General features: G+C 72.3%; 18 protein-coding genes. 7 read left to right on the top strand and 11 right to left on the bottom strand.

Annotated features, from left to right (window positions below):
* Both GVL03_RS04595 and GVL03_RS04590 read right to left on the bottom strand, forming a co-directional pair.
* On the bottom strand, window positions 1–929 hold a 929-nt coding region (locus GVL03_RS04595; protein ID WP_200847058.1), incomplete at its 3' end, for a hypothetical protein.
* Between the two features lie 91 nt (window positions 930–1,020).
* The gene (locus GVL03_RS04590) at window positions 1,021–2,235 is read right to left on the bottom strand and encodes an MFS transporter (protein ID WP_159499808.1); all 1,215 of its coding nucleotides are present in this window, start codon (window positions 2,233–2,235) and stop codon (window positions 1,021–1,023) included.
* A 55-nt stretch (window positions 2,236–2,290) separates the two neighbouring features.
* Between GVL03_RS04590 and GVL03_RS04585 the strand changes: the two genes are divergently transcribed.
* Complete coding sequence (locus tag GVL03_RS04585) at window positions 2,291–2,677, top strand: MerR family transcriptional regulator (protein WP_159499807.1); 387 nt, start codon at window positions 2,291–2,293, stop codon at window positions 2,675–2,677.
* A gap of 9 nt (window positions 2,678–2,686) precedes the next feature.
* Here the strand turns inward: GVL03_RS04585 and GVL03_RS04580 are convergent, their stop codons facing one another.
* Window positions 2,687–3,514 (bottom strand): endo alpha-1,4 polygalactosaminidase, encoded by an 828-nt coding sequence (locus GVL03_RS04580; RefSeq protein WP_235038022.1) that lies wholly within the window; start codon window positions 3,512–3,514, stop codon window positions 2,687–2,689.
* Window positions 3,515–3,808: 294 nt separating this feature from the next.
* On the opposite strand from GVL03_RS04580, the gene GVL03_RS04575 reads away from it, so the two are divergent.
* The 3 genes from GVL03_RS04575 to GVL03_RS04565 all read left to right on the top strand — a co-directional run bounded on the left by GVL03_RS04575 (window position 3,809) and on the right by GVL03_RS04565 (window position 6,001).
* Entirely contained in the window at window positions 3,809–4,150 is a 342-nt protein-coding gene (locus GVL03_RS04575; protein WP_159499806.1) for an Lsr2 family protein, read from the top strand.
* Between the two features lie 619 nt (window positions 4,151–4,769).
* Window positions 4,770–5,480: a peptidase M23 gene (locus GVL03_RS04570; protein WP_235038021.1), complete on the top strand. Its 711-nt coding sequence runs from the start codon at window positions 4,770–4,772 to the stop codon at window positions 5,478–5,480.
* A 338-nt stretch (window positions 5,481–5,818) separates the two neighbouring features.
* The gene (locus GVL03_RS04565) at window positions 5,819–6,001 is read left to right on the top strand and encodes a hypothetical protein (RefSeq protein ID WP_235038020.1); all 183 of its coding nucleotides are present in this window, start codon (window positions 5,819–5,821) and stop codon (window positions 5,999–6,001) included.
* A gap of 207 nt (window positions 6,002–6,208) precedes the next feature.
* On the opposite strand, the gene GVL03_RS04560 is transcribed toward GVL03_RS04565, so the two are convergent.
* The 8 genes from GVL03_RS04560 to GVL03_RS04525 all read right to left on the bottom strand — a co-directional run bounded on the left by GVL03_RS04560 (window position 6,209) and on the right by GVL03_RS04525 (window position 16,161).
* Entirely contained in the window at window positions 6,209–6,448 is a 240-nt protein-coding gene (locus tag GVL03_RS04560) for a hypothetical protein (protein WP_159499805.1), read from the bottom strand.
* A 102-nt stretch (window positions 6,449–6,550) separates the two neighbouring features.
* A complete protein-coding gene (locus GVL03_RS04555; protein ID WP_159499804.1) occupies window positions 6,551–7,903 on the bottom strand; it encodes an LLM class flavin-dependent oxidoreductase in 1,353 nt (450 codons plus the stop codon).
* A 71-nt stretch (window positions 7,904–7,974) separates the two neighbouring features.
* Entirely contained in the window at window positions 7,975–9,609 is a 1,635-nt protein-coding gene (locus GVL03_RS04550; RefSeq protein ID WP_159499803.1) for an ABC transporter substrate-binding protein, read from the bottom strand.
* Window positions 9,610–9,678: 69 nt separating this feature from the next.
* Entirely contained in the window at window positions 9,679–11,304 is a 1,626-nt protein-coding gene (locus GVL03_RS04545; protein WP_159499802.1) for an ABC transporter ATP-binding protein, read from the bottom strand.
* Window positions 11,301–12,203 carry an ABC transporter permease gene (locus GVL03_RS04540; RefSeq protein WP_200847057.1) on the bottom strand — a complete coding sequence of 301 codons (903 nt, stop codon included), beginning with the start codon at window positions 12,201–12,203 and terminating at the stop codon, window positions 11,301–11,303. Before GVL03_RS04540 ends, GVL03_RS04545 begins: the two co-directional genes overlap by 4 nt.
* Window positions 12,196–13,173 carry an ABC transporter permease gene (locus GVL03_RS04535; protein ID WP_159499801.1) on the bottom strand — a complete coding sequence of 326 codons (978 nt, stop codon included), beginning with the start codon at window positions 13,171–13,173 and terminating at the stop codon, window positions 12,196–12,198. The genes GVL03_RS04540 and GVL03_RS04535 overlap by 8 nt, the downstream gene beginning before the upstream one ends.
* 4 nt (window positions 13,174–13,177) lie before the next feature.
* The gene (locus GVL03_RS04530) at window positions 13,178–14,395 is read right to left on the bottom strand and encodes an NtaA/DmoA family FMN-dependent monooxygenase (protein ID WP_159499800.1); all 1,218 of its coding nucleotides are present in this window, start codon (window positions 14,393–14,395) and stop codon (window positions 13,178–13,180) included.
* Window positions 14,396–14,451: 56 nt separating this feature from the next.
* Entirely contained in the window at window positions 14,452–16,161 is a 1,710-nt protein-coding gene (locus GVL03_RS04525; protein ID WP_159499799.1) for an ABC transporter substrate-binding protein, read from the bottom strand.
* A 268-nt stretch (window positions 16,162–16,429) separates the two neighbouring features.
* Here GVL03_RS04525 and GVL03_RS04520 point away from each other — a divergent pair, with 268 nt between their 5' ends.
* The 3 genes from GVL03_RS04520 to GVL03_RS04510 are packed head-to-tail and all read left to right on the top strand — an operon-like array spanning window position 16,430 to window position 20,351.
* Window positions 16,430–17,620 carry a PLP-dependent aminotransferase family protein gene (locus tag GVL03_RS04520; protein ID WP_159499798.1) on the top strand — a complete coding sequence of 397 codons (1,191 nt, stop codon included), beginning with the start codon at window positions 16,430–16,432 and terminating at the stop codon, window positions 17,618–17,620.
* The gene (locus GVL03_RS04515; protein ID WP_159499797.1) at window positions 17,617–19,038 is read left to right on the top strand and encodes an LLM class flavin-dependent oxidoreductase; all 1,422 of its coding nucleotides are present in this window, start codon (window positions 17,617–17,619) and stop codon (window positions 19,036–19,038) included. Before GVL03_RS04520 ends, GVL03_RS04515 begins: the two co-directional genes overlap by 4 nt.
* Window positions 19,035–20,351, top strand: coding sequence for an NtaA/DmoA family FMN-dependent monooxygenase (locus GVL03_RS04510; RefSeq protein ID WP_159499796.1), 1,317 nt, complete (start codon window positions 19,035–19,037; stop codon window positions 20,349–20,351). The genes GVL03_RS04515 and GVL03_RS04510 overlap by 4 nt, the downstream gene beginning before the upstream one ends.
* The last annotated feature ends 113 nt before the right edge of the window (window positions 20,352–20,464 follow it).

The following is a 20,464-nucleotide window of genomic DNA, read 5'->3' as shown; positions in this document are numbered from 1 at the left end:
TATCCGGCCGACGGCTGCGTGGGAGGCGCGACGGGCGGCTCGGACGGGGTGATCGCCGGCTCGCCGACCGTCGGCTGCGGGGCGTACGCCGCAGCCGCCGTCGGCGACGTCGCCGGCGCCGCGGGGTGCACGTACCCGGTCGGGTAGCCGGTGTAGTACGCGTTCCAGTCGGGTGAGCCGTCCTGCAGCACCGGCAGCGGCGTCACGCCGTCGGCGTAGGTCGGCCACGCCGGGGCGGACTGCGGCGCGGCCTCTCGCGGGCGCCGCGGCGCGAACAGCAGGTTCACGAGCGGGACGAGCGCCGTGCCGACCGCGGCGAGGATCGTCACGGCGACGACCAGACGCCAGTAGAGCTCGTAGAAGCGGACCCACTCGTTCAGCATCAGCGGCAGGATCAGCATGAACGCGAGCCCCACCACGAGGGCGATCGTGATGTATCCGGTGATCCGGTTGAACGTCGACGGCACGCGGGCGACGGCCTTCGTGTATAGACGCACGTGCAGGATCGCGAGCTGGATGATCAGCACGATGAGCAGGAACGACAGGAAGCGCGAGATGCCGGTGAGCGGGCTCGGCGAGTACAGGTCGCCGAAGCCGCTGACGACGGAGCGCTCCGGCATCCAGATGAGGAATGCGCCGACGAGCAGCGCCACCACCCACCCGGCCATGCTCACCAGCGCGAACCAGGCGGGACGGCGCGGGGCGAGGTGTGCATCGAGGATGGCGACGCCGGCGAACGCCGCAAGCAGCAGGATCGTCAGGAAGGCGCGACCGACGATCCCGTTCTGCGTGCCGACCAGCACCCAGACGACGCTGACGATCGCCGCGGCGATGAGTGCGCCGATGGCGACCCAGATCGCGGCGCGCACGAGACGGGCGCTGCGCAGGGTCTCCGGTTCGGCGGCGGGGGTGGTGTCGGGCACGGTCATGTCGATGCTCCCTCCGCGGGCGGATGCCCGCCCTGTCATCCTGGCACGCCCGCCGTGTCGGCCGGGAGGGTTGCGCACGGACGGCCCCCGGTCAGCCCGCGCGGCGAAGACCGGCCAGAAGCACGCCGAGGGTTCCAAGCACCGCGGCGAGCACCATGGCGCACGCCGACACCGCCATGGCTGTCGTCGGCGTCGACGCCCCGCCGGCCGCGGCTCCCAGCCACGGCCCCGCGGCGATGCCGACGTTGAAGAAGACGACGATCCCCGCGCTCGCGAGCGGACGGGTGCGCTCGCTCGCGATGCGCATGAGGATCGTCTGCAGCAGCGGGAACACCGCGCCGAACGCGACGCCCCACACGACGAGCGACGCAACGACGGCGACGATGCTGGCCGAGACGAGGGAGAGCGCCGCGAACGACGCCGCGAACACGACGAGCACGGCGATCAACGATCCGCGCGGGAAGCGATCGGCGAGCACCCCCGCGACGACGACGCCGAGCAGGCCCGCGGCGCCGTAGACGAGCAGCAGGACGGCGCTCCACTCCGGCGCCACGGATGCGGACTCCGACAGATAGGGGCGGATGTAGGTGAACGACCCGAACTGGGCCGTCGCGATCAGGACCGCGACCAGACCGAACGTCGCCACGGCCGGCAACGACCGGTCGCCCCAGAACCCGCGGGACGATCGCCCCCGGGCGACGGTCGGGGCGAGCGAGCGGGGCATGGCGCGCAGCACGACGACCGCGAGCACGAGCGCGGTCGCTCCGAGCACGACGAAGACGGCCCGCCATCCGAGGCCCTGTGCGAGCAGCGTCGCGGCCGGCAGGCCGATCGCGGTGGCGGCCGTGCCGCCCGCGGTGACGATCGCGAGACCTCGTCCGAGGTGTCCGGGCGACAGCAACGACGTCGCGTACACGATCACGATCGACCAGAAGACGCCGTGGGCGACCGCGGCGAGCACGCGCGCGGCGAGCACGACGCCGTAGTCGGGCGCGATCGCGGTCACCAGGTTGGCGAGCGCGAACATCACGAGGGAGATCACGACGCTCAGGCGTCGATCCACCGACAGGAGCGCTCGCGAGAGCGGCACGCTCGTGACGATCACGGTCAGCGCCCACACCGAGATGAGGGTGCCGATCCGTTCCGGCGACACCCGCAGATCGGCGGCCATCTCCGGCAGGAGACCGGCCGGGAGGGACTCCGCGGTGACGGTGACGAGCACCGCGGTCGAGAGCAGCAGCAAGGCGCGCAGGGGAAAGCGCGCGGTCGCGGCATCGGCCGATGGAGAGGTCGTTGAGAGAGTCATGACGCGAGCGTAAACTTTGACATCAGTGTCAATGTCAAGCGCGGGGAGAGAGCGGATGAAGATCGGCGAGCTGTCGGCGCGCACCGGCATCCCCACGCGGATGCTGCGCTATTACGAGCAGCAGGATCTGCTGTCGTCGGAGCGCTCGGCGAACGGCTACCGCAGCTACACCGACGTCGATGTCGATCGCGCGACGCGCGTGAAAGGCCTGATCCAGTCGGGCCTGTCGACCCGCATGGCGAAGATCGTGCTCGACCTCGAGGAGCAGTGCGACCGCGCGCTGCCGGTGGAGTGCTCGAGGTCGCTGGCCGAGGAGCTCGCCGACGAGCTCGCCGCGCTCGAGTCGCGGATCGGCTGCCTCACCCGCAGTCGTGACACCGTCGCCCGCTACCTCGAGGGGACCTCGCACGGCGACCTGGTGCGAGCAGTCGCCTCCTCCTGACCGCACCGCTCAGCACCACTCGAGCACGTAGTCCTCGTCGGCGGGCGTGACCAGGTCGCGATCGCGCAGCACAACGGAACGTGGCGTGGCATCGTCGGCGCAGACGGCCTCGAACGGACGCCGTTCGTTGTCGGTGTACTCGATCGCGACGACCTGCTCGCCGTACACCTGCGTGTAGGCCGGGCACTCCTCGTAGGCCGCGCATTCCTCGGCGATCGCGACGTCGAAGCCCGCATCACGGTGAAGCCGCGCCGCGTCCTCGGCGGCGTTCTTCTGCGCGGCGGCAAGGCCCTCCGTGTGCGCCACCTGCACGAGGAGGCGGGCGAGCTCGAGGTTGTCCTCCAACGAGAGCGCACCCTCGGACCGCGTGTACGAGTCGAGGTTGTCGAACTCGACACCATCGAAGCCCGCCTGCGCGCAGCCCTGGATCCAGCCGCCCACGCGCTGCGCTATCGCGGCGCGCGCCGCATCCGTCCCCGTGTCGAGAAGCGCCTCGTCCGGCCATTCCGGATCGACGACGTCGGCTCCGTCGCGGCGGAGCACCAGGTCGTCGGGCCAGTCGTCACGCTCGCCTGGCTGCGTCTGGAACCCGTTCACGTAGCAGATCGAGTACACGTCGGGGACGGGCCGCTCGGTGCGATCGCGCACCACGATGCCCGCGCGCGGGTCCGGGTCGTAGGCGCCGCCGAGCTGGTAGTCGGGCAATGCGCCGGACGGCGGCAGGACCACGCGCGGAGCATCGGCCGGTGCCTGCGTGTCGACGGAGGCGACACAGCCCGCGACCACGACGACGAGCACGCACGCGATCGGCACGGCGAGGGACCGGATGGTGGACACCTGCGCAGCCTAGTGTCGCTCTCGGCGTCGACACGGTCGCGATCGTCATCGGCGGGGTCGAACGCGAATTGGTCGAGGTCATGATCGCGGTCACCCGTATCGAAGGGCCGCCACGGCATATGCTGCCGCACACTGATTTCCCCGACGCGGTCTCGGCGGATGCACACCACGCGGCGCGAGCCGGGGACCGGAGCATTCCCGGAGCACTATCGCGCACCGGTGAGTTTCGCAATAGGACCCCCGAATCACGCAATCGTGACGTTTGATGGGGGAATTCGTATTAGTGTCTATTGAATGGCACGCAAACAATTCACACAGCTCATCGACGACCTCGACAGCACTCCCATCGACGAAGGTGGAGAGACCATCCTTTTCTCCCTCGACGGCCGCGCCTACGAGATCGATCTCTCCGACGACAACGCGCAGAAGCTCCGCGACGCGTTTGCGCCGTTCGTCTCGGCGGGTCGTTCGGTGAGTCGGCCGAAGATCACCGGACGACCCGCTCGCGAGCGCTCCGGCCAGGCGAAGCTCGATCTCGCCGACGTGCGGGCCTGGGCACGCGAGAACGGGCATTCGGTCAGCGACCGCGGCCGAATCCCCGCGGTCGTGCTCGAAGCCTACGAAGCCGCGCACTAGTCGAGACCCCGCGTTTCGACGCATGGCGGAGATGACACCGCACGCCGGCATCCCGGAGCACGGGCATCCGTTCCGGAAAAGAAAGCAGCGCCGTCGCAATGACGAAGACGACGCGGCTCTCGATGGTGTCGCCGGCGCGTGAGAGATCACCCCGATAGGCGCACAACTCTCGTCGACATTGCGGACTCCGCCGACATTGCGGGACTCGTCGACATTGCGGACTCCGCCGACATTGCGGGACCGACATTGCGAGGCCTGTCGACATTGGCGGGCGACAGGAGTGCACAACTCCTCGACATCGGCGGTGCCGGTCCGATGGATGGCGCAATCGCGGGCGTCGACCGACCTGTCCATCGTCCTTTCGAGGATCTCTGCGCGACGACGACTGACGACCGGTGGAGCCGTTCGCCCGACGATCGCTCCATCGACGCCGCGGATCGCGGATACGGCGATGCAGGACAGCCGTGCCGCGCGGCTGTCCTGCATGTGCCGTCGGTCCTGGGCCGGACGGCCTGCGGCGGCGCGGTGCCGGGTGAGGGAATCCCTCAGCCGATCTGCCTAAGCTGAGCGGCGTCCTCGCTGGGCGCCGGCCCGCGACGATCCCGGAGGGTCACGCCCGATGAACGCCCGCACCGCCGCATCGACCCGCCGCCGTCGGCGCACGCAGCGAGGCCGGCGCCGGTCCGTGCGCCGTCGCCGGCAGCGCCTGCGGGTGTTCGGCGTCACCGCCGGAATCGTCGTCGTGTGCCTCGCCCTCTCGGCGGTGATCGCCGCCGGCGTCGTCGCCGTCCGGGCGTTCTCGGAACCCCTCGGCGACATCCGACTCGGCGTCGAGCCCGCCGCATCCCCGCCTCCGCCGGGTCTCGGATACGGCCCCGAACAGCTCGCGAACGCGTGCACCATCCTCACCGCGGGCCGCGACCTCGGATTCGGCGCACGCGACCAGACGATCGCCGTGATGACCGCGATGGGCGAGTCGTCGCTGCGCAACCTCGACTACGGCGACTGGGAGACGAACGGCGTCACCAACCCCGACGGCAGTCGCACCACCTCACTCGGTCTCTTCCAGCAGCAGGAGAACTGGGGAACGCTCGAGGAGCGCATGGACCCCTACACCTCGGCCGTCCTCTTCTACCGGGCGATGGAACGACGCGTACCCGACCGCGACACGATCGATCCCACGCTCGTCGCGCACCGCGTGCAGATCAACGCCGATCCCCAGCACTACGCCCGCTACTGGGACCGCGCCACCCGCGTCGTCGACGCCCTCACCGGCACGCCGGGCGCGACCGCGCTGCCCGACGGGGCGGTCGCCTGCGTCGCGCCCTGAGAAGCCGATCCCTCCGGAGTGCCCTGGACAGGCCGTGAGCCTCTGACCCGAAAGTCTCCGCGCCCCGGTTCTGTTGAGCAGGCGCATTGCCTGGACTTTCCCCACCCCACGGAGCGCCCCGCAGGGGCGCTGAGCAGCTGACCCGAAAGTCTCCGCTCTCGGTCCCTGAGCGAGGAGCGAAGCTCCCGGACGAAGGGCAGCGATCGGATTCCTCGGTCCCACAGAGCGCCTCGCTCGACGCCGAACAACCGATCTGCTTCCGGACGCCCCGGCGACCCGCCGTCCCCGACGCCGCAGCATCACGCCCGTGCTTCGAGGGGAGCTATCCCCTCGGGCGCATGCACCGCGAGGAACCCGCCCTCGCCGACTCGACGAAGCTCGGACGGCGCCTGTTCGCGCAGGTCGTACCGCTCGAGGGCGCCGACTACCTCATCACCGACGAGCCCCCGACCCCGAGCTCGCCGCCGCGCTGGCGACCGCCGGGGTCACCGTGCTCGTTCCGTGACCGGGTCTGCACCTGACCGTTCGGCGGTCTCGGCGTCTCTGTCTCGACGTAAATACGACACGTGTCGGATTGTCGCTGGCGCCCGGCGAGATCCATGTGATTGGATGAGCCGATCGTCCGCTCCCCGCGAAGGCTCGGGCGATCGAAACCCGAAAACTGGGGGCCTAGGCTCTGCAGTTCCGATGCCCTCTCTCATAAGGCCATGAGAGAGGGCATCGCGTCTTCAGCGGGTGAGCAGCGCCGCCGCGACCAGCGCGACGACCCCCAGAGCCAGCATCGACACACCGACGTACGCCGTCCAGTGCGTGCGCTGCGACAGCTGCCGGCGAACGCGCGCCTGCTGCGCCTTCCTGCGCCTCGACGCGGTACGCGCATGCGCCTCGTCGGCGGCCTGCTTCGCCCGGATCTCTGTGCGCGACTGCTCGTTCTCCACACGCCCTCCGAAGGGATAGGAATCGGTCATCGAGGTACGACCGCGGTAGCGTACCGCGCCCATGTTTCCGCGAGCTGAACAGAACCGGCCCTGTGCCGCGCTCTGCAGCATCCGGTCCCGCGTATGCGGGCGTCACACGTCGACGAGGCCCTCCGCCCCCACCCGCAGACCGGGGATCGCCGGCAGATCGAAGTGGTCGCGCAGCGTCGTCCCCTCGTACTCCGTGCGGAAGTGTCCGCGGCGCTGCAGGATCGGGATCACGTGCTCGACGAACAGCTCGAGCGACCGCGGCGAGAACGGCGGGATGACGTTGAACCCGTCGGCCCCGCGCTCCTCAAAGCGCGTGATGAGGGCGTCCGCCACCTGCTCGGGAGCCCCGACCACGTGCCAGTGCCCGTTGCCGGAGAGCTCGCGCGAGATGAGCCGGCGCAGGGACCACCTCCGTTCCACGGCCAGCTCGCGATAGATCGCGTATCGGCTGCGACGCCCCTCGATGAGGTCCGGATGCGGCAGCAGCTCCTCGGGGATCGGTGCGTCGAGGTCGAGCCCGGTGAGATCGGCGCCGCCCAGCTGAACGCCCAGCACCCGGCGGCCGTGGTCGACGTCGATCAGGGAGTCCAGCTCCTCCTGGATCTCCCAGGCGGCCGTCTCCGAGTCCCCCACGACCGGGACGAGCCCGGGCAGGATGAGCAGGTGATCGGGATCGCGGCCGTACGCGGCGGCCTGCGCCTTGATCGCGGCGTAGAAGTCCCGCGCCGGCCGCGACTCGGACTGCGCGGTGAAGATCGCGTCGGCGACCTTCGCGCCGACGGCCTGGCCGTCGCTCGACGAGCCCGCCTGCACCAGCACCGGACGGCCCTGCGGCGAACGCGGCACGTTCAGCGGACCCCTCACCCGGAAGAACTCGCCGCGGTGGTCGAGCTCGTGCACCCTGGCCGGGTCGGCGAAGCGACCGGTCGCACGGTCGGCGGCGACCGCATCCGGATCCCAGCCGCTCCACAGTCCGGTGACGACCTCGGCGAACTCGGCCGCGCGGCGATAGCGGGTGAGGTGATCGGGAAGCGGCTCGTCGCCGTAGTTGTCCGCCCCGGCGCTCGAGGTGACGATGTTCCAGCCCGCGCGCCCTCGGCTCACATGGTCGAGGGTCGACAGCTGACGGGCGAGCGTGTAGGGCTGGCTGAACGTGGTGGACGCCGTGCCGATGAGGCCGATCCGGTCGGTGACCTGCGAGATGGCGCTCAGCACGACGAGGGGCTCGAGAGTGCCGAAGGGCGGCGCGTACGCGAGGGTGCCGGTGTCGAGCGCGACCCCGTCGGCGAGGAAGAAGGTGTCGAACCTGCCCGACTCGGCGATCTGCGCGAGCCGCTGCAGCGACTCGACCCCCGGGAAGCCCTCGATGTCGCTGTCGGGGCGACGCCATGCGGCGCGGTGCAGACCGGATCCTCCGGCGGAGACGCCGAAGTGAAGCTGACGGGGACGGGACACGAGGACTCCTCGGATGATCGGAAGAAGGAAGGGGGCGGGGGCGGGCCGTCCGGGCCCGCCCCCGCCCGGGATCAGGACTGCGCGCTGGTCCAGGTGTCGTACAGACGCAGACGCGAGGACGCGTCCAGGCGCAGACCGTGCAGCGTGTCGGCGACGCCGTAGATCTGCAGGTTGGTCTGGTACGGCACGCTGTAGCCCTCTTCGAGCAGGGCGCGCTGGGCCTCGGCGACGATCTCGAGTCGCTCATCGACGTCGGCCGCCGCCTTCTGCGCCAGGAGGAGGTCGTCGATCGGGTTCGGCGCGATGTGCGCGGCGCTGTTCGGCTGCCCGCCCGACCAGTAGTCGCGGCGGAGCGTGTCCGGGTCGGCCCGTGTGAGACCCGAGAAGGAGTAGTCCCAGTCCCCCTCGGACCGCAGCTGGAACGACTGCGACAGCTCCGGCACGATGATCTCGCTGTCGATGCCGACGCGCTTGAGCTGGGTCTGGGTCAGCTCCGCAGCCGCCTGCGACCACGACCCGGCGAACAGGGTGAGCGACAGGCGCTCCCCGTCGCGCTCGCGGATCCCGTCGTCGCCCAGGACCCAGCCGGCCTCCTCGAGGAGGTCGGCCGCGCCGTCCGGGTCATAGACGAGCTCGTCGCTCAGGTCGACGTGTCCCGGCGTCGTCTCCGAGAGCACGCTGGTCGGGATCGCGTAGCGCTCGTTGCCGAGCGCTATCTGGAACTCCTCGCGATCGATCGACTTCTGCACCGCCTGACGCACGGCCTTCTCGGCGACGAGCGGACGATACGTGTTGGCGAACAGCGCCGAGACGTTGCCCGGGTTCGGGCGCTCGACGACGCCGAGACCGGCCGCGGCCAAGACGTCCTGGTCCTGGATCGCGACCTGGAAGATGCCGTCGAACTCACCCGACTGCAGACCGCCGGAGCGCACGCTCGACTCCGCGACGATCGGCAGCACGACCTCGTCGAGGTACGCCTCGCCGTCGTGCCCGGCGGCCGCCGACGGCCAGTCGTATCCCTCGCGCTTGGTGAGCACGACGCGCGAGGTCAGCTCGTACTCGCTCAGCACGAACGGACCGGAGCCGACGAGCTCGCCGCGGCAGCGCTCCTCCGCGCTCAGCGCGTTCGTGGCGGGCGAGAGGATGCCGAGCGTCGCGGTCGCCGCGGCCTGCAGGAACGGCACGTTGCCCTCGGAGAAGACGACGGTCACCGTGGAGTCGTCGACGACGCGGGTCTCCACATACCCCGCGAGGTAGGTCGAGCCGAGGAACGACGCGGCGCCGAGGTCGATGACGGCGTCGAAGTTCGTCTTCACCGCGGCGGCGTCCAACGGCGTGCCGTCGCTGAAGGTCACCCCGTCGCGCAGGTGGAACGTGAACTCGGTCGCGTCGTCGTCGACCTCCCACGACTCTGCGAGGGCGGGCACGATCTCACCGGTCTCGAAGTCCTGGTCGACGAGCGTGTCGGTGAACTGCGCACCGAGCGAGAGCGTGTTGGTCAGCGACGTCTGCGCCGGGTCGATGCACGACGGGTCGCCGTCGAGGGCGAGGGTCACCGAGCCGCCCGCGACGGGGTCGCCTGCCGGGTCGGTCTCGGCGTCGGTCGCGGCGGCGCCGCATCCGGTGAGGGCGAGCGCGGCGACGAGCGCTCCACCCGCCCACCGACGCGACCTCGCGCCTGCCGGGGAGATGATCGGGGATGCCATGGATGCTCCGTTCCTGTTTCTGTGATGCGTCGTGCGGCGCTCGGGATGCGCCTGCACAGGGGTTCGGGCTCACGCGGACGCGCGCGCCCCGGGCTGCGGGATCGACGCGAGCAGGCGCCGGGTGTACTCGTGCTGCGGCGAATCGAACACACGATCGGTGACGCCCTGCTCGACGACGCGCCCCTCGGTCATGACCGCGACACGGTCGCTGATCTGGCGCACGACCGCGAGATCGTGGGAGATGAACAGATAGGTGAGGCCGAACTCGGCGCGCAGATCGACGAGCAGCTGCAGGATCTGCGCCTGCACGGACGCGTCGAGGGCCGACACCGGTTCGTCCAGGATCAGCAGCTCCGGCTGGAGCGCCAGGGCGCGCGCGATCGCGACGCGTTGCCGCTGCCCGCCCGACAGCGCGCCGGGCCGGCGCTCGGCGATCTCGCGGGGCAGCGCGACGCGATCGAGCAGGTCGAGCACGCGCGCGGCGCGCTGCGCCCGGTCACCGATCCCGTGCGCGCGCAGCGGCTCCGAGACGATCCGCGCCACCGTGCTGCGCGGGTCGAGCGACGCGTACGGGCTCTGGTGGACGAACGACGCCCGCCGGCGCCAGCGGCTCACCCATGCGCGGTCGGCGGACGCCGAGTCCGTGCCCTCCAGCAGCAGCGTTCCGGCATCCGGGGTGGTCAGCCGCGCGATGATGCGCGCCGTGGTCGACTTGCCCGAGCCGGATTCGCCCACCAGCGCGAGCGTCTCGCCCCGCTCCAGGCTCAGGCCCACATCGTCGACGGCGACCACCCGCGAGCCGTCGGGCAGCCGGAACGACTTCGTGAGCCCGGCGGCCTCGACGACCGTGCCCGGGGCCGCGGCACCGTCGGCGCGCACGACGCCCGGCGAGGCCGCCAGCGCGTGCCGGCGCACGCTCGGCGACGCGTCGAGGAGCGCACGGGTGTAGGTGCCCCCGGGACGGGTCACGAGCTCGGCGGGCGTGCCCTCGTCCACGACGCGGCCGTCGCGCATCACGACGATCCGGTCGCTGCGCTCCAGGGCCACGGCGAGATCGTGCGTGATGAACAGCACCGCCGTGCCCTGCTCTCCGCGCAAGGCGTCGAAGCGGTCGAGCACGATCTTCTGCACCGTGACATCGAGCGCGCTCGTCGGCTCGTCGGCGATCACGAGAGACGGATGGCACGCCCACGCGTTCGCGATGAGCGCGCGCTGCCGCATCCCGCCCGACAGCTCGTGCGGGTACTGCCGGGCGCGCGTCTCCGGCGTCGACAGCCCGGCGTCCCGCAGCGCGTCGACCGCGTCGGCGAACGCCCCGCGACGATCGACCCGCCGGTGCAGCCGGATCGTCTCGGCGACCTGGTCGCCGATCCGCTTGACCGGGTTGAGCGAGGTCATCGGATCCTGCGGGATGAGTCCCACCCGTGATCCGCGGATGCGCTCGAACCGCTTGTCGGGCCAGCCGGTGACGTCGAGCTCGCCGATCGCGATGCGCCCGCCCGTGACGCGGCCCTCGCCGGGCAGGAGGCCGAGCACCGCGTGCGCGGTGGTCGACTTGCCCGACCCGGACTCGCCGACGAGGGAGACGAACTCCCCCGGCGCGACGGTGAGGCTCACGCCGTGCACCACCTCGCCGGCGTTCGCGCCACGGCCGTATGCGACCCGGAGGTCCTCGATGCGCAGGGCGTCGGTCATCGTGCAGCTCCGGCGTCGCGCTCGAGCGCGCGACCGATGCGGTTGGTCGCGAGGACGACGGCGACCACCACGAGTCCCGGAAGCGTCGTCAGCCACCACGACGTGGCCAGGAAGTTGCGACCCTCGGCCACCAGCGCCCCCCATTCGGGTGCCGGCGGCTCGGCGCCGAAGCCGAGGAAGCTCAGCGCCGAGACCGCGAGGATCGCCATGCCGAACTCGAGGGTGGCCAGCACGAGCACCGGGCCCGACGCGTTGGGCAGCACGTGTTCGGCCACGACCCCCGGCCAGCGTCGTCCCATCGCGATCGACGCCTCGACGTAGTCGCTGCGCCGGATGCGGAGCACCTCGGCGCGCATGAGCCGCGCGAACGAGGCGATCGACCCGATACCCACCGCGATGGCGACGTTGACGGTGCCGAACCCGAGAGCGACGACGACGGTGAGCGACAGGAGCAGACCGGGCACCGCGAGCAGCACGTCGACGACGCGCATGAGCACCGCATCCGTGTGGCCGCCCACGAAACCGGCGGCGGTTCCGAGCACCGAGCCGACGACGAGTCCCAGTGCGACGGCGATCACGCTCGCCTGCAGCGTGAGCGCCGATCCGTGGACGACCCGCGTGTAGACGTCGCGTCCGAGCTGGTCCGTGCCGAACCAGTGCGCGGCCGAGGGCGGCTGCAGCGTGTCGCGCGGCACCCCGTCGATCGGGCTCTGCGACGTGAACAGCTGCGGGAAGAGCGCGAACCCGACGGCGAGGAGAAGGACCGCGCCCGCGACCACGACCCCGGCCGAGATCCGGGGGCGCGCACGACGGCGCCGACCCGGGCGGCGCGGGGCCTCGGCGTTCTCGGGCGCGTCGGCGAGCGCGGGGACCTCGGCGACGGCGAGCAGATCAGACAAGGGCGGCCCTCCTTCGGCGTGCGGCGCGGGGCGCAGCCCCGGCGCGGGCGATGCGCGGGTCGATCAGCGGGTACAGCAGATCGACGATCAGGTTCACCACGACGAAGATGACGGCGGCGAGCACGACGAGCGCCTGCACCATCGGGATGTCCTGGGTCGCCACGGCGTTCTGGGTGAGGCGGCCGATCCCCTGGCGGGCGAAGACCGTCTCGACCACCACGGCGCCGCCGAGCAGGTTGCCGACCGTGATGCCGACGATCGTCACGGCGGGGATGATCGCGTTGCGCAGCGCATGACCGAGCTGCACCCGGGCCCTGCCCGCCCCGCGCGCACGGGCCGTCTCGATGTAGGGCTGCGCGAGGGTGCTGCGCAGGCTCCGCGAGAGCACCTGGGCGATGAACGCGGAGTTCGGCAGGGCGAGCGCGACGGCGGGGAGCACGAGCGACACGAACCCGCTGGTGCCGGTCGCGGGGAACCACGCGAGCTGGAAGGAGAAGACCTGCAGGAGCACGAGCGCGCTCCAGAACGTCGGCACCGAGACGCCGAGGGGCGGGAGCGCCAGCAGCAGGTTCTGCGCGGGCCGCCAGCGCAGATAGCTCGCCAGGAGCGCGATCCCGCCGCCGGCGATCAACGACAGCGCGAGCGCGAAGCCCGCGAGCGCGATCGTGTGCGGCAGCGCCTGGACGATCGACTCCGTCACGGGCGCGCCGGTCGCGATCGACGTGCCGAGATCACCGGTCACGAGGCGGCCGAGCTGGGCGAAGTACTGCACCCACAGCGGCTGGTCGAGCCCGTACTGGGCGCGCAGCTCGGCAAGCTTCTCGGGCGACGCGATCCCGCCCTCGCCCTGGCTGAGCTTGATCTCCACCGGGTCACTGGGCAGCACGTAGAGGATGACGAACGTCACCGTGTAGGCGGCCCAGACCACGAAGATCGCCTGGGCGGCACGGCCGCCGAGGTACCTCAGCACGCGATCACCGCCCCGTCCCGAGCGCCTCGGGCTGCCACCGCGGCGAGAAGGCCGACTCGTCGGGCGCCGGTGCCGAGAGTCCAAGGCGCTCCCGAACCGTGCCCGGGGCGTAGTCCGATGACGCGAGTCCGCGGTCGCGGAGGATCGGCACGACGGCGTCGACGAACACCTCGAGGTCGTCGGGGAGGACGTTCACGTGCACGCTGATCCCGTCCAAGGCGCCCGCCTCGTGCCAGCGCGAGATGTCGTCGGCGATCTCGACGGCGGTGCCGGCGAGCACGCGATGACCGGAGCTCTCCGCGGCGGGCCCGCCCGGCGCGTAGCCGAACCGCGCACGGGCGGCATCGTCCGAGGCGCGCAGGTCCCGTACGCGCTGCCATGCGGCATCCCGCGACGACGCCACCACCGGAACGACGCCGGGCAGGATGCGGACCGCATCCGCCGCGCGGCCGTGCTCGACCGCTGCCGCCCGCGCCCGCCTGCGGTAGTCGATCGACGCGTCGAGGTCGAGCTGACGCGTGTAGACGATGTCCGCATGGCGGCCGGCGAGGTCGATCCCCGCGGGCGATCCTCCCGCCTGGGCGATGAGCGGAACGGTCTGCGGCGTGCGGGTCGTCAGAAGCGGACCGCGCACCCGATGGAACGGGCCCACGTGATCGACCGTGCGAACGGCGTCGCGGCGCACGAGCTCTCCGGACTCGCGGTCGGCCACGAGCGCGTCGGGCTCCCAGCCGTGGAGCAGCTCGACGACCGCCGACACGTAGTCCTGCGCGATGTCGTACCGCAGGTCGTGCTCGGGCAGCCGGTCGCGGCCGTAGTTGAGCGCGGCGTTGTCGTCGAGGCTCGTCACGACGTTCCACCCGGCGCGGCCGCCGGTGAGGTGATCGATCGACGCGAGCTGGCGCGCCGTGGTGAACGGGTCGTTGAAGGTCGTCGAGTGCGTGGCGACGAGGCCTATCGACCGCGTGGATGCGGCGAGCGCGGCGATGAGGATGAAGGGGTCGAGCGGCCACTGCAGGGGTGTCGCGGGGTCGTCCGGCACCGCGAGCGTGTCGGCGAGGAAGAGCGTGTCGAAGCGCGCGCCCTCGAGGATGCCGGCGAGCTCCGTCCAGTACTCGAGGGTCGTGTTGTCCTCGATGCGGGCCCGCGACACGCGCCACGCGGCCGTGTGGCCGCCGAGCTGCCCACGCAGCACCGCGTTGAGGATGAAGGGGGAGGTCACGGGCTCACTCCAGGGTCGGGGACGAGGTCCCCCATCTTGAGCAGGCCCGTCCGAGCTCACCCCGCCCGGCGTAACACGCGGTTATCGCGTGCGAACCACCACGGGGTCTCGACGCGCGACGTCGCGAGGCTCGACGGACCGACCACCCGGTGCTCCCCGTTCTGCACCTGATACGTGAAGCGGGCGTGCCCGAGCGAGCCGTCCGGCGTCTCGTGCGGATACGACAACGACGCCTGCCCGGGGGAGCCGAAGAAGTAGGGTCCATTGACCCCCCGGTAGACGTCGTCGTGCACGGCGTCGACGACGGACGTCGCCGAGTCCGGACGCCACGCGTCGCGCCATGCCCGCGCCATGATCTGCACGACGTCGTAGCCGACGCCCGCCGGCGTCGAGGGCTGTGCCCCGTAGACCTCCCGGTACGCCCGCTCGAACCGCACGGCGATGCCGTCGCGGTAGCGCCCGATGTTCGACGCCCAGATCACGCCGTCCTCGAGAGGCCGCTCGAACGCCTCGGTGCCGGGCACCCACACCGCCTGCACGAGGGAGGGGAACGGATCGGCGAAGAAGGCGTCCAGGAAGCGGTCCAGGGAGACGGGATCCCAGGTCGCGACGAGGATCCCCCACGGCGGCGAGGAGCGGATGCGGGCGACCTCGTCCGCCCAGTCCTCGGGCGAGCGCACGACGACCAGGTCGACCCCGGTCGCCCCGGGTGCGACGCTGCCGACCCGGGTGGGGTCCTCGCCGATGACCACGATGCGCCGGTCGCCGCCACCGACGATGCCACGGCGATGCGCGTCCTGCACGACGCCGGCGAACCCGCGCGCGTACACGTTCAGGCCGGGACACGTCTGGAAGACGTTGTTCAGGCGGTCGGTGCCGCGGACGGCCTCGACGGCTTCCGCACTCCCCAGAGAATGGAGGAACGGGCGCCCGATCCGGCCCGCCTGCCGGACGAGGGCGACCGGGTCGAGCACGTCGTCGCGGATCGCCCAGCTCACGGCGTCGGCGCCGGCGTCGACGGCGGCCGAGAGCGCCGCATCCCCGTCGACGCCGGGATCGTCGCCGCGGATCACGACGTGCTCGATCCCGCGGCCGTGCACGCCGCCGCGGGCGTTGACCGCCCGCACCGCGAGGTCGCTCCCGCGTCGACGGGCCTCGCCGTCGGGCGTCGAGGGCAGCACGCTCACCAGCCGGAAGGGGCGGCGCGCGGCGGGCGCGCCGTGCCGCCAGGCCCTCCGCAGCGGCACGGCCGGCTCGTCGCCCAGCCGCGCCCGCTCGAGCGCCACGACCCCGAGATCGGAGGACCCCGAGACGGGCGCGGGCAGGGGGAGCCGAAGGATGCCGGAGTCGACCGCGAGTGCCGCGGCCGCGGTGCGGCTGGTCACCGACAGGCGGGCGAGGATGCGCTCGACACGCGTGCGCACCGTGGTCGCCCCGATCCCGAGCGCCCGGGCGATCTCGGTGTTGCCCAGACCGCAGGCCACGAGCGTCAGCACGTCGAGCTCGCGCGCCGTGAGCCCGTTCGGGGCGGCGCGCCGTTCGCCGACGAGCTCGATCACGCCGGTCGTGCTCTCGCGCACCGTCACGCGGTACCAGGTCGAGCCGGCCAGATGGGTGAAGGCGATCGCGCCGCGTTCGAGCCCCCGCGCGGCGACCGCGTACGCACGAAGCTCCGGCCACTCGGCGAAGAAGTCCGCGGGCGCGCAGTCGTGTCGATCATGTGCATCGATCGCCCACACCCGATCGACCGGAACGGAAGCGGTCATCGCGATCTCCCCTCATCGACAGCAGCACGCTACGTGCGTCCCGCGGAGGGTCGAACGACCCCTCGTCATCTGCCGTCATCCGTCGTCCGACGCGCCGGCGGCCGATCCGCCGTGCGCGGGGCGCACCGACTGCTACGCCGGATGACGCCCGGAAGGACGCGGCGCGCACGGCGCGGTTGACTCGAAGCCCCCGAGGAGGGCCTCCCGAGTCGCTCCGGAGGGCTGGACCCGTGGACCGCCGACCCGGGCGATCACGACAGGAGAACGCATGACTACGCAGACCTTCCTCGCCGAGCGAGTGAGCGGACTGGTCGCCCCGAGCAGCTTCGGGGCTGTGCTCGGCCGCGTCGCCGACGACGCGATCCACCTCACCGGCGGCTCCCCCGCGATCGAGCCGCTTCCCCGAGCGGAGCTCGCCCGCCTCACCGAGGCCGTGCTCGCCGACCCCGAGACCGCGGCGCGCGCGCTGGACTACACCGGGCACCAGGGCGACGCCGGGCTGAGGGCGTGGGCCGGCGCGCGCGAGGGCGCGGACGCCGCGCGCGTGGTGATCACCAACGGGGCGTTGCACGGTCTGTCGCTCACGCTCCTGGCCGTCGTCGACCCCGGCGATCTCGTCCTGGTCGAGAACCCGGTCTACCCGCTCGCGGTCAAGACGCTCCAGCTCACCGGCGCACGGGTGGACGCCGTGCCGGTCGACGCCGAGGGCCTCGACGTCGATGCGCTCGCGGACCTCCTCCGTGCCGGTGCGCGCCCGCGCGCGCTGTACGTCGTGCCGGACTTCCAGAACCCCACCGGCAGCGTGCTGGCCGCCGATCGCCGCACGCGCCTCGTCGAGCTCGCCGAGCTGTACGGCTTCGTCGTCGTCTCCGACAACCCGTACTCCGCGCTGCGAGGCGACGGCGCCCCCGTCGCCGACCTCGATCTCGACAGCGACCGCGTCGTGCGGGTGAACACGTTCTCGAAGACGCTCGGCCCGGGCCTGCGTCTCGGCTGGACGGTGGCGCCGGAGTGGCTCGTCCCCGGCCTGCTCGACCTGCGGTCGCGGCAGGACCAGCACGCGTCGAGCCTGCTCCAGGAGGTCGTGGGGCGCCTGGTCACGAGCGACGGCCTCTTCGACCGCACGGTCGCCGCCGCATCCGTCCTCTACCGGGAGCGCGCGCTCGCCCTCGTCGGGGGCCTGCGGGCAGAGCTCGGCGACGCCGTCGACGTCGACGTGCCCGAGGGCGGCGTGTTCGCCTGGCCGCGCTTCACCGATCCCGCCGTCGACGTCGACGCGCTGGCGGCAGCCGCCGCCGAGGAGGGGGTCGTGTTCCTGCCCGGCAGCCAGTTCTCCGTCGTCGGGGACGCCGCCGCGAGCCGCCGGCACGCGCGCGTGTCGTTCGGTCAGGCGACCGTCGGGCAGCTGGGCGAGGCGGCGACACGGATCGGGCGGGCCTACGCCCGGGTGACCGCGTGACGCGGCCGAGCGTCCGCCGCGAGGCGTGGACGGATGCCGCACCGACCGCGCTGCGAGCGCGCATGGACACCGAGCTGCGACCGCGGTACGCCGACGTGCTCGACCCGGCCGACGCCGTGGCCGTCGACCCGGCCGAGATCATCGCGGTCGTCGTCGCGTACGTCGACGGCGCGGCCGTCGCCACCGCGGCGCTCAAGCGCACCCACGGGCACGCGGAGATCAAGCGGGTGTTCGTCGCGCCCGGCCACCGCCGCCGCGGGCTCGCGGCGCTCGTGCTCGCCGAGGTCGAAGCGATCGCTCGCGAAGAGGGATACCGCGACATCGTGCTCGAGACCGGCGAACGGCAGCCGGAGGCCATCGCCCTCTATGCGCGCGAAGGCTGGCTGCCGATCCCGCCCTTCGGCCACTACACGAACGCGCGCGGCCTCGGGCGATACTTCGCGAAGCCGCTCGAGCCGCTGCTGGTCGGCGTGGAGCTGCCCGCCGCCGCCGCACGGGGCGCCGCCCTCGCGACGCAGGCGGCGGTCGCCGCCCGCGCGTTCGATCGTGCCGGCGCGGACCTGCTCGTCGTCCGGGACGTGCCCGTCCCCGCCGAGGGCGAGGTGGCGATCGACGCAGTGACGCTCGCCGCCGTGATCGCCCCGGCGACCACCCGGATCGCGCTCGTCCCCGCCGTCGCCGTCACCCACACCGAGCCGTTCCACCTGTCCAAGGCCGTTCAGACCCTCGACCTCACCTCTCTCGGGCGAGCCGGATGGCAGCCCACGGTCTCCATATCCGAGTCGGATGCCGCCCTGTTCGGACGCCGCGCCGCCCCCGGCCCCGACGACGCCTGGGCCGAGGCCCTGGAGGCGATCGAGGTGTCGCGCCGGCTCTGGGACAGCTGGGAGGATGACGCGATCATCCGCGACGTGGCCACGGGCCGATACATCGACCGTGCGCGCGTGCACCGCATCGACTTCGTCGGCGAGCACTTCCGCGTCGTCGGGCCGTCCATCGTGCCGCGGTCGGTCCAGGGACTGCCGCCGGTCGTCGTGCAGGTGGGACGGGGCGATGCCGCGGCCCTCGCGGCGGGATCGGCGACGGCCGAGGTCCTCCGCGTGCACCCGGAGGACCTCGCCCGGGCGCGCGACGCCGCCGCCGACGCCGGACGGGCGCCGACCGTCCTCGTCGACGTCGACGCCTGCACCACCACCCCCGGTTGCGTGCGGGAGACGCTCGCGACGCTCCGGCACGACGCCGGCGCGGACGGCGCCGTGCTCGTGTTCGACCGCATCCCGGCCGCGCCCGACGAGTGGGCCGCGGCGCTCGCCCCCTTCGCGACCGCCGCGCCGGCCGCATCCTTCCGCGAACGACTGGGACTGCCGCGTCCGGCGAGCCGATACGCGCGCGAGGCCGAGAGCCGGGTGGACGCATGACCCGCCGGGTGCACCTCGCCGCCCACTTCCCCGGCGTCAACAGCACCACGATCTGGTCGGATCCCCGTTCGGGCAGCCAGACGGACTTCTCGTCGTTCGAGCACTTCGCGCGCACCGCCGAGCGCGGCGCCTTCGACTTCCTGTTCCTCGCCGAGGGGTTGCGCCTGCGCGAGCACGCCGGCCTCATCCACGACCTCGACGTCGTCGGACGCCCCGACTCGCTCACCGTCCTCGCATCGGTCGCGGCGGTGACCTCGCGCCTCGGGCTGGTCGCGACGCTCAACTCCACCTACAACGAGCCGTTCGAGCTGGCGCGGCAGCTGCTGTCGCTGGATGCCGTGTCGGGAGGCAGGGCGGGCTGGAACGTCGTGACGAGCTCCGACGCGTTCACCGGCGCGAACTTCCGTCGCGGCGGATACCTCGCGCACGCCGACCGCTACGAGCGGGCGTCCGACTTCATCGCGCTCGCGAACCGGGTGTGGACGGCGGCGGAGACGGGCGACACGGTGCGACACGCGTCGAGGTTCTTCGACGTCGTCGCGCCGGCGCGCATCCCGGCGAGTCCCCAGGGGCGGCCCGTCGTCGTGCAGGCCGGGGTGTCCGACGAGGGTCGCGACATGGCCGCGCGTCACGCCGACGCGATCTTCTCCCCCTTCTCCGAGCAGGACGCCGCCGCGGAGTTCGCCGCCGACATGACCGACCGCCTCGTCCGTGCCGGCAGGTCGCGCGACGACCTCCGGATCCTGCCGGCGGCGACCTTCGTCATCGGCGACGACGAGGCGGACGCCGCCCGTCTCGCCCGCGCCGAGGTGCGCGCGCAGGTGAGCGCGGCGACGGCCGTGCGCGCCGTCGAAGCGGTCTGGGGTCGTACGTTCCCCGAGCTCGACCCCGACGGCCCGCTCCCCGACCCCGCGGAGGCGGAGCCGGATGCCGCCCTCAGCAAAGGCCGCGCGCTGCTCCTCGGCGACCGCGAGGCGACCGCACGCGAGTGGGCCCGCCGGGCGGCGGACGAGGGCCTCAGCGTGCACGAGCTGGCGATCGCGCAGGCGGCACCGCCCCGGTTCGTCGGCACCGGCGAGAGCATCGCCGCGCAGATCGACGCGGTCGTGCAGAGCGGCGCCACCGACGGGTTCGTCGTCATCCCGTCGCTCACCCCGACCGGGCTCGACCGCTTCGTCGACGAGGTCGTCCCCGCCCTCCGTGCCCGGGGCTCGTACCCCGCGGACTACGAAGGCGTCACCCTCCGCTCCCACCTCGGCGTGACGGACCAGCGATCCAGTGCCTTCGCGGAGCAGGGAACGTCGAGTCGCTGAGCGAGCTGCACAACCGAGGCGCCCAGGGATCGGCTCAGCATCCGTGTCTCAGTTGTGCAGACGGACGAGCCGCGAGACCTGCACAAGTGAGACACGCAGGGTTGACGGAGCGG

This window comes from Microbacterium sp. 18062 (assembly GCF_902706225.1).
GTDB lineage: Bacteria > Actinomycetota > Actinomycetes > Actinomycetales > Microbacteriaceae > Microbacterium.
The sequence above is the reverse complement of the archived record's forward strand: the minus strand, read 5'-3'. Positions and strand labels throughout refer to the sequence as shown.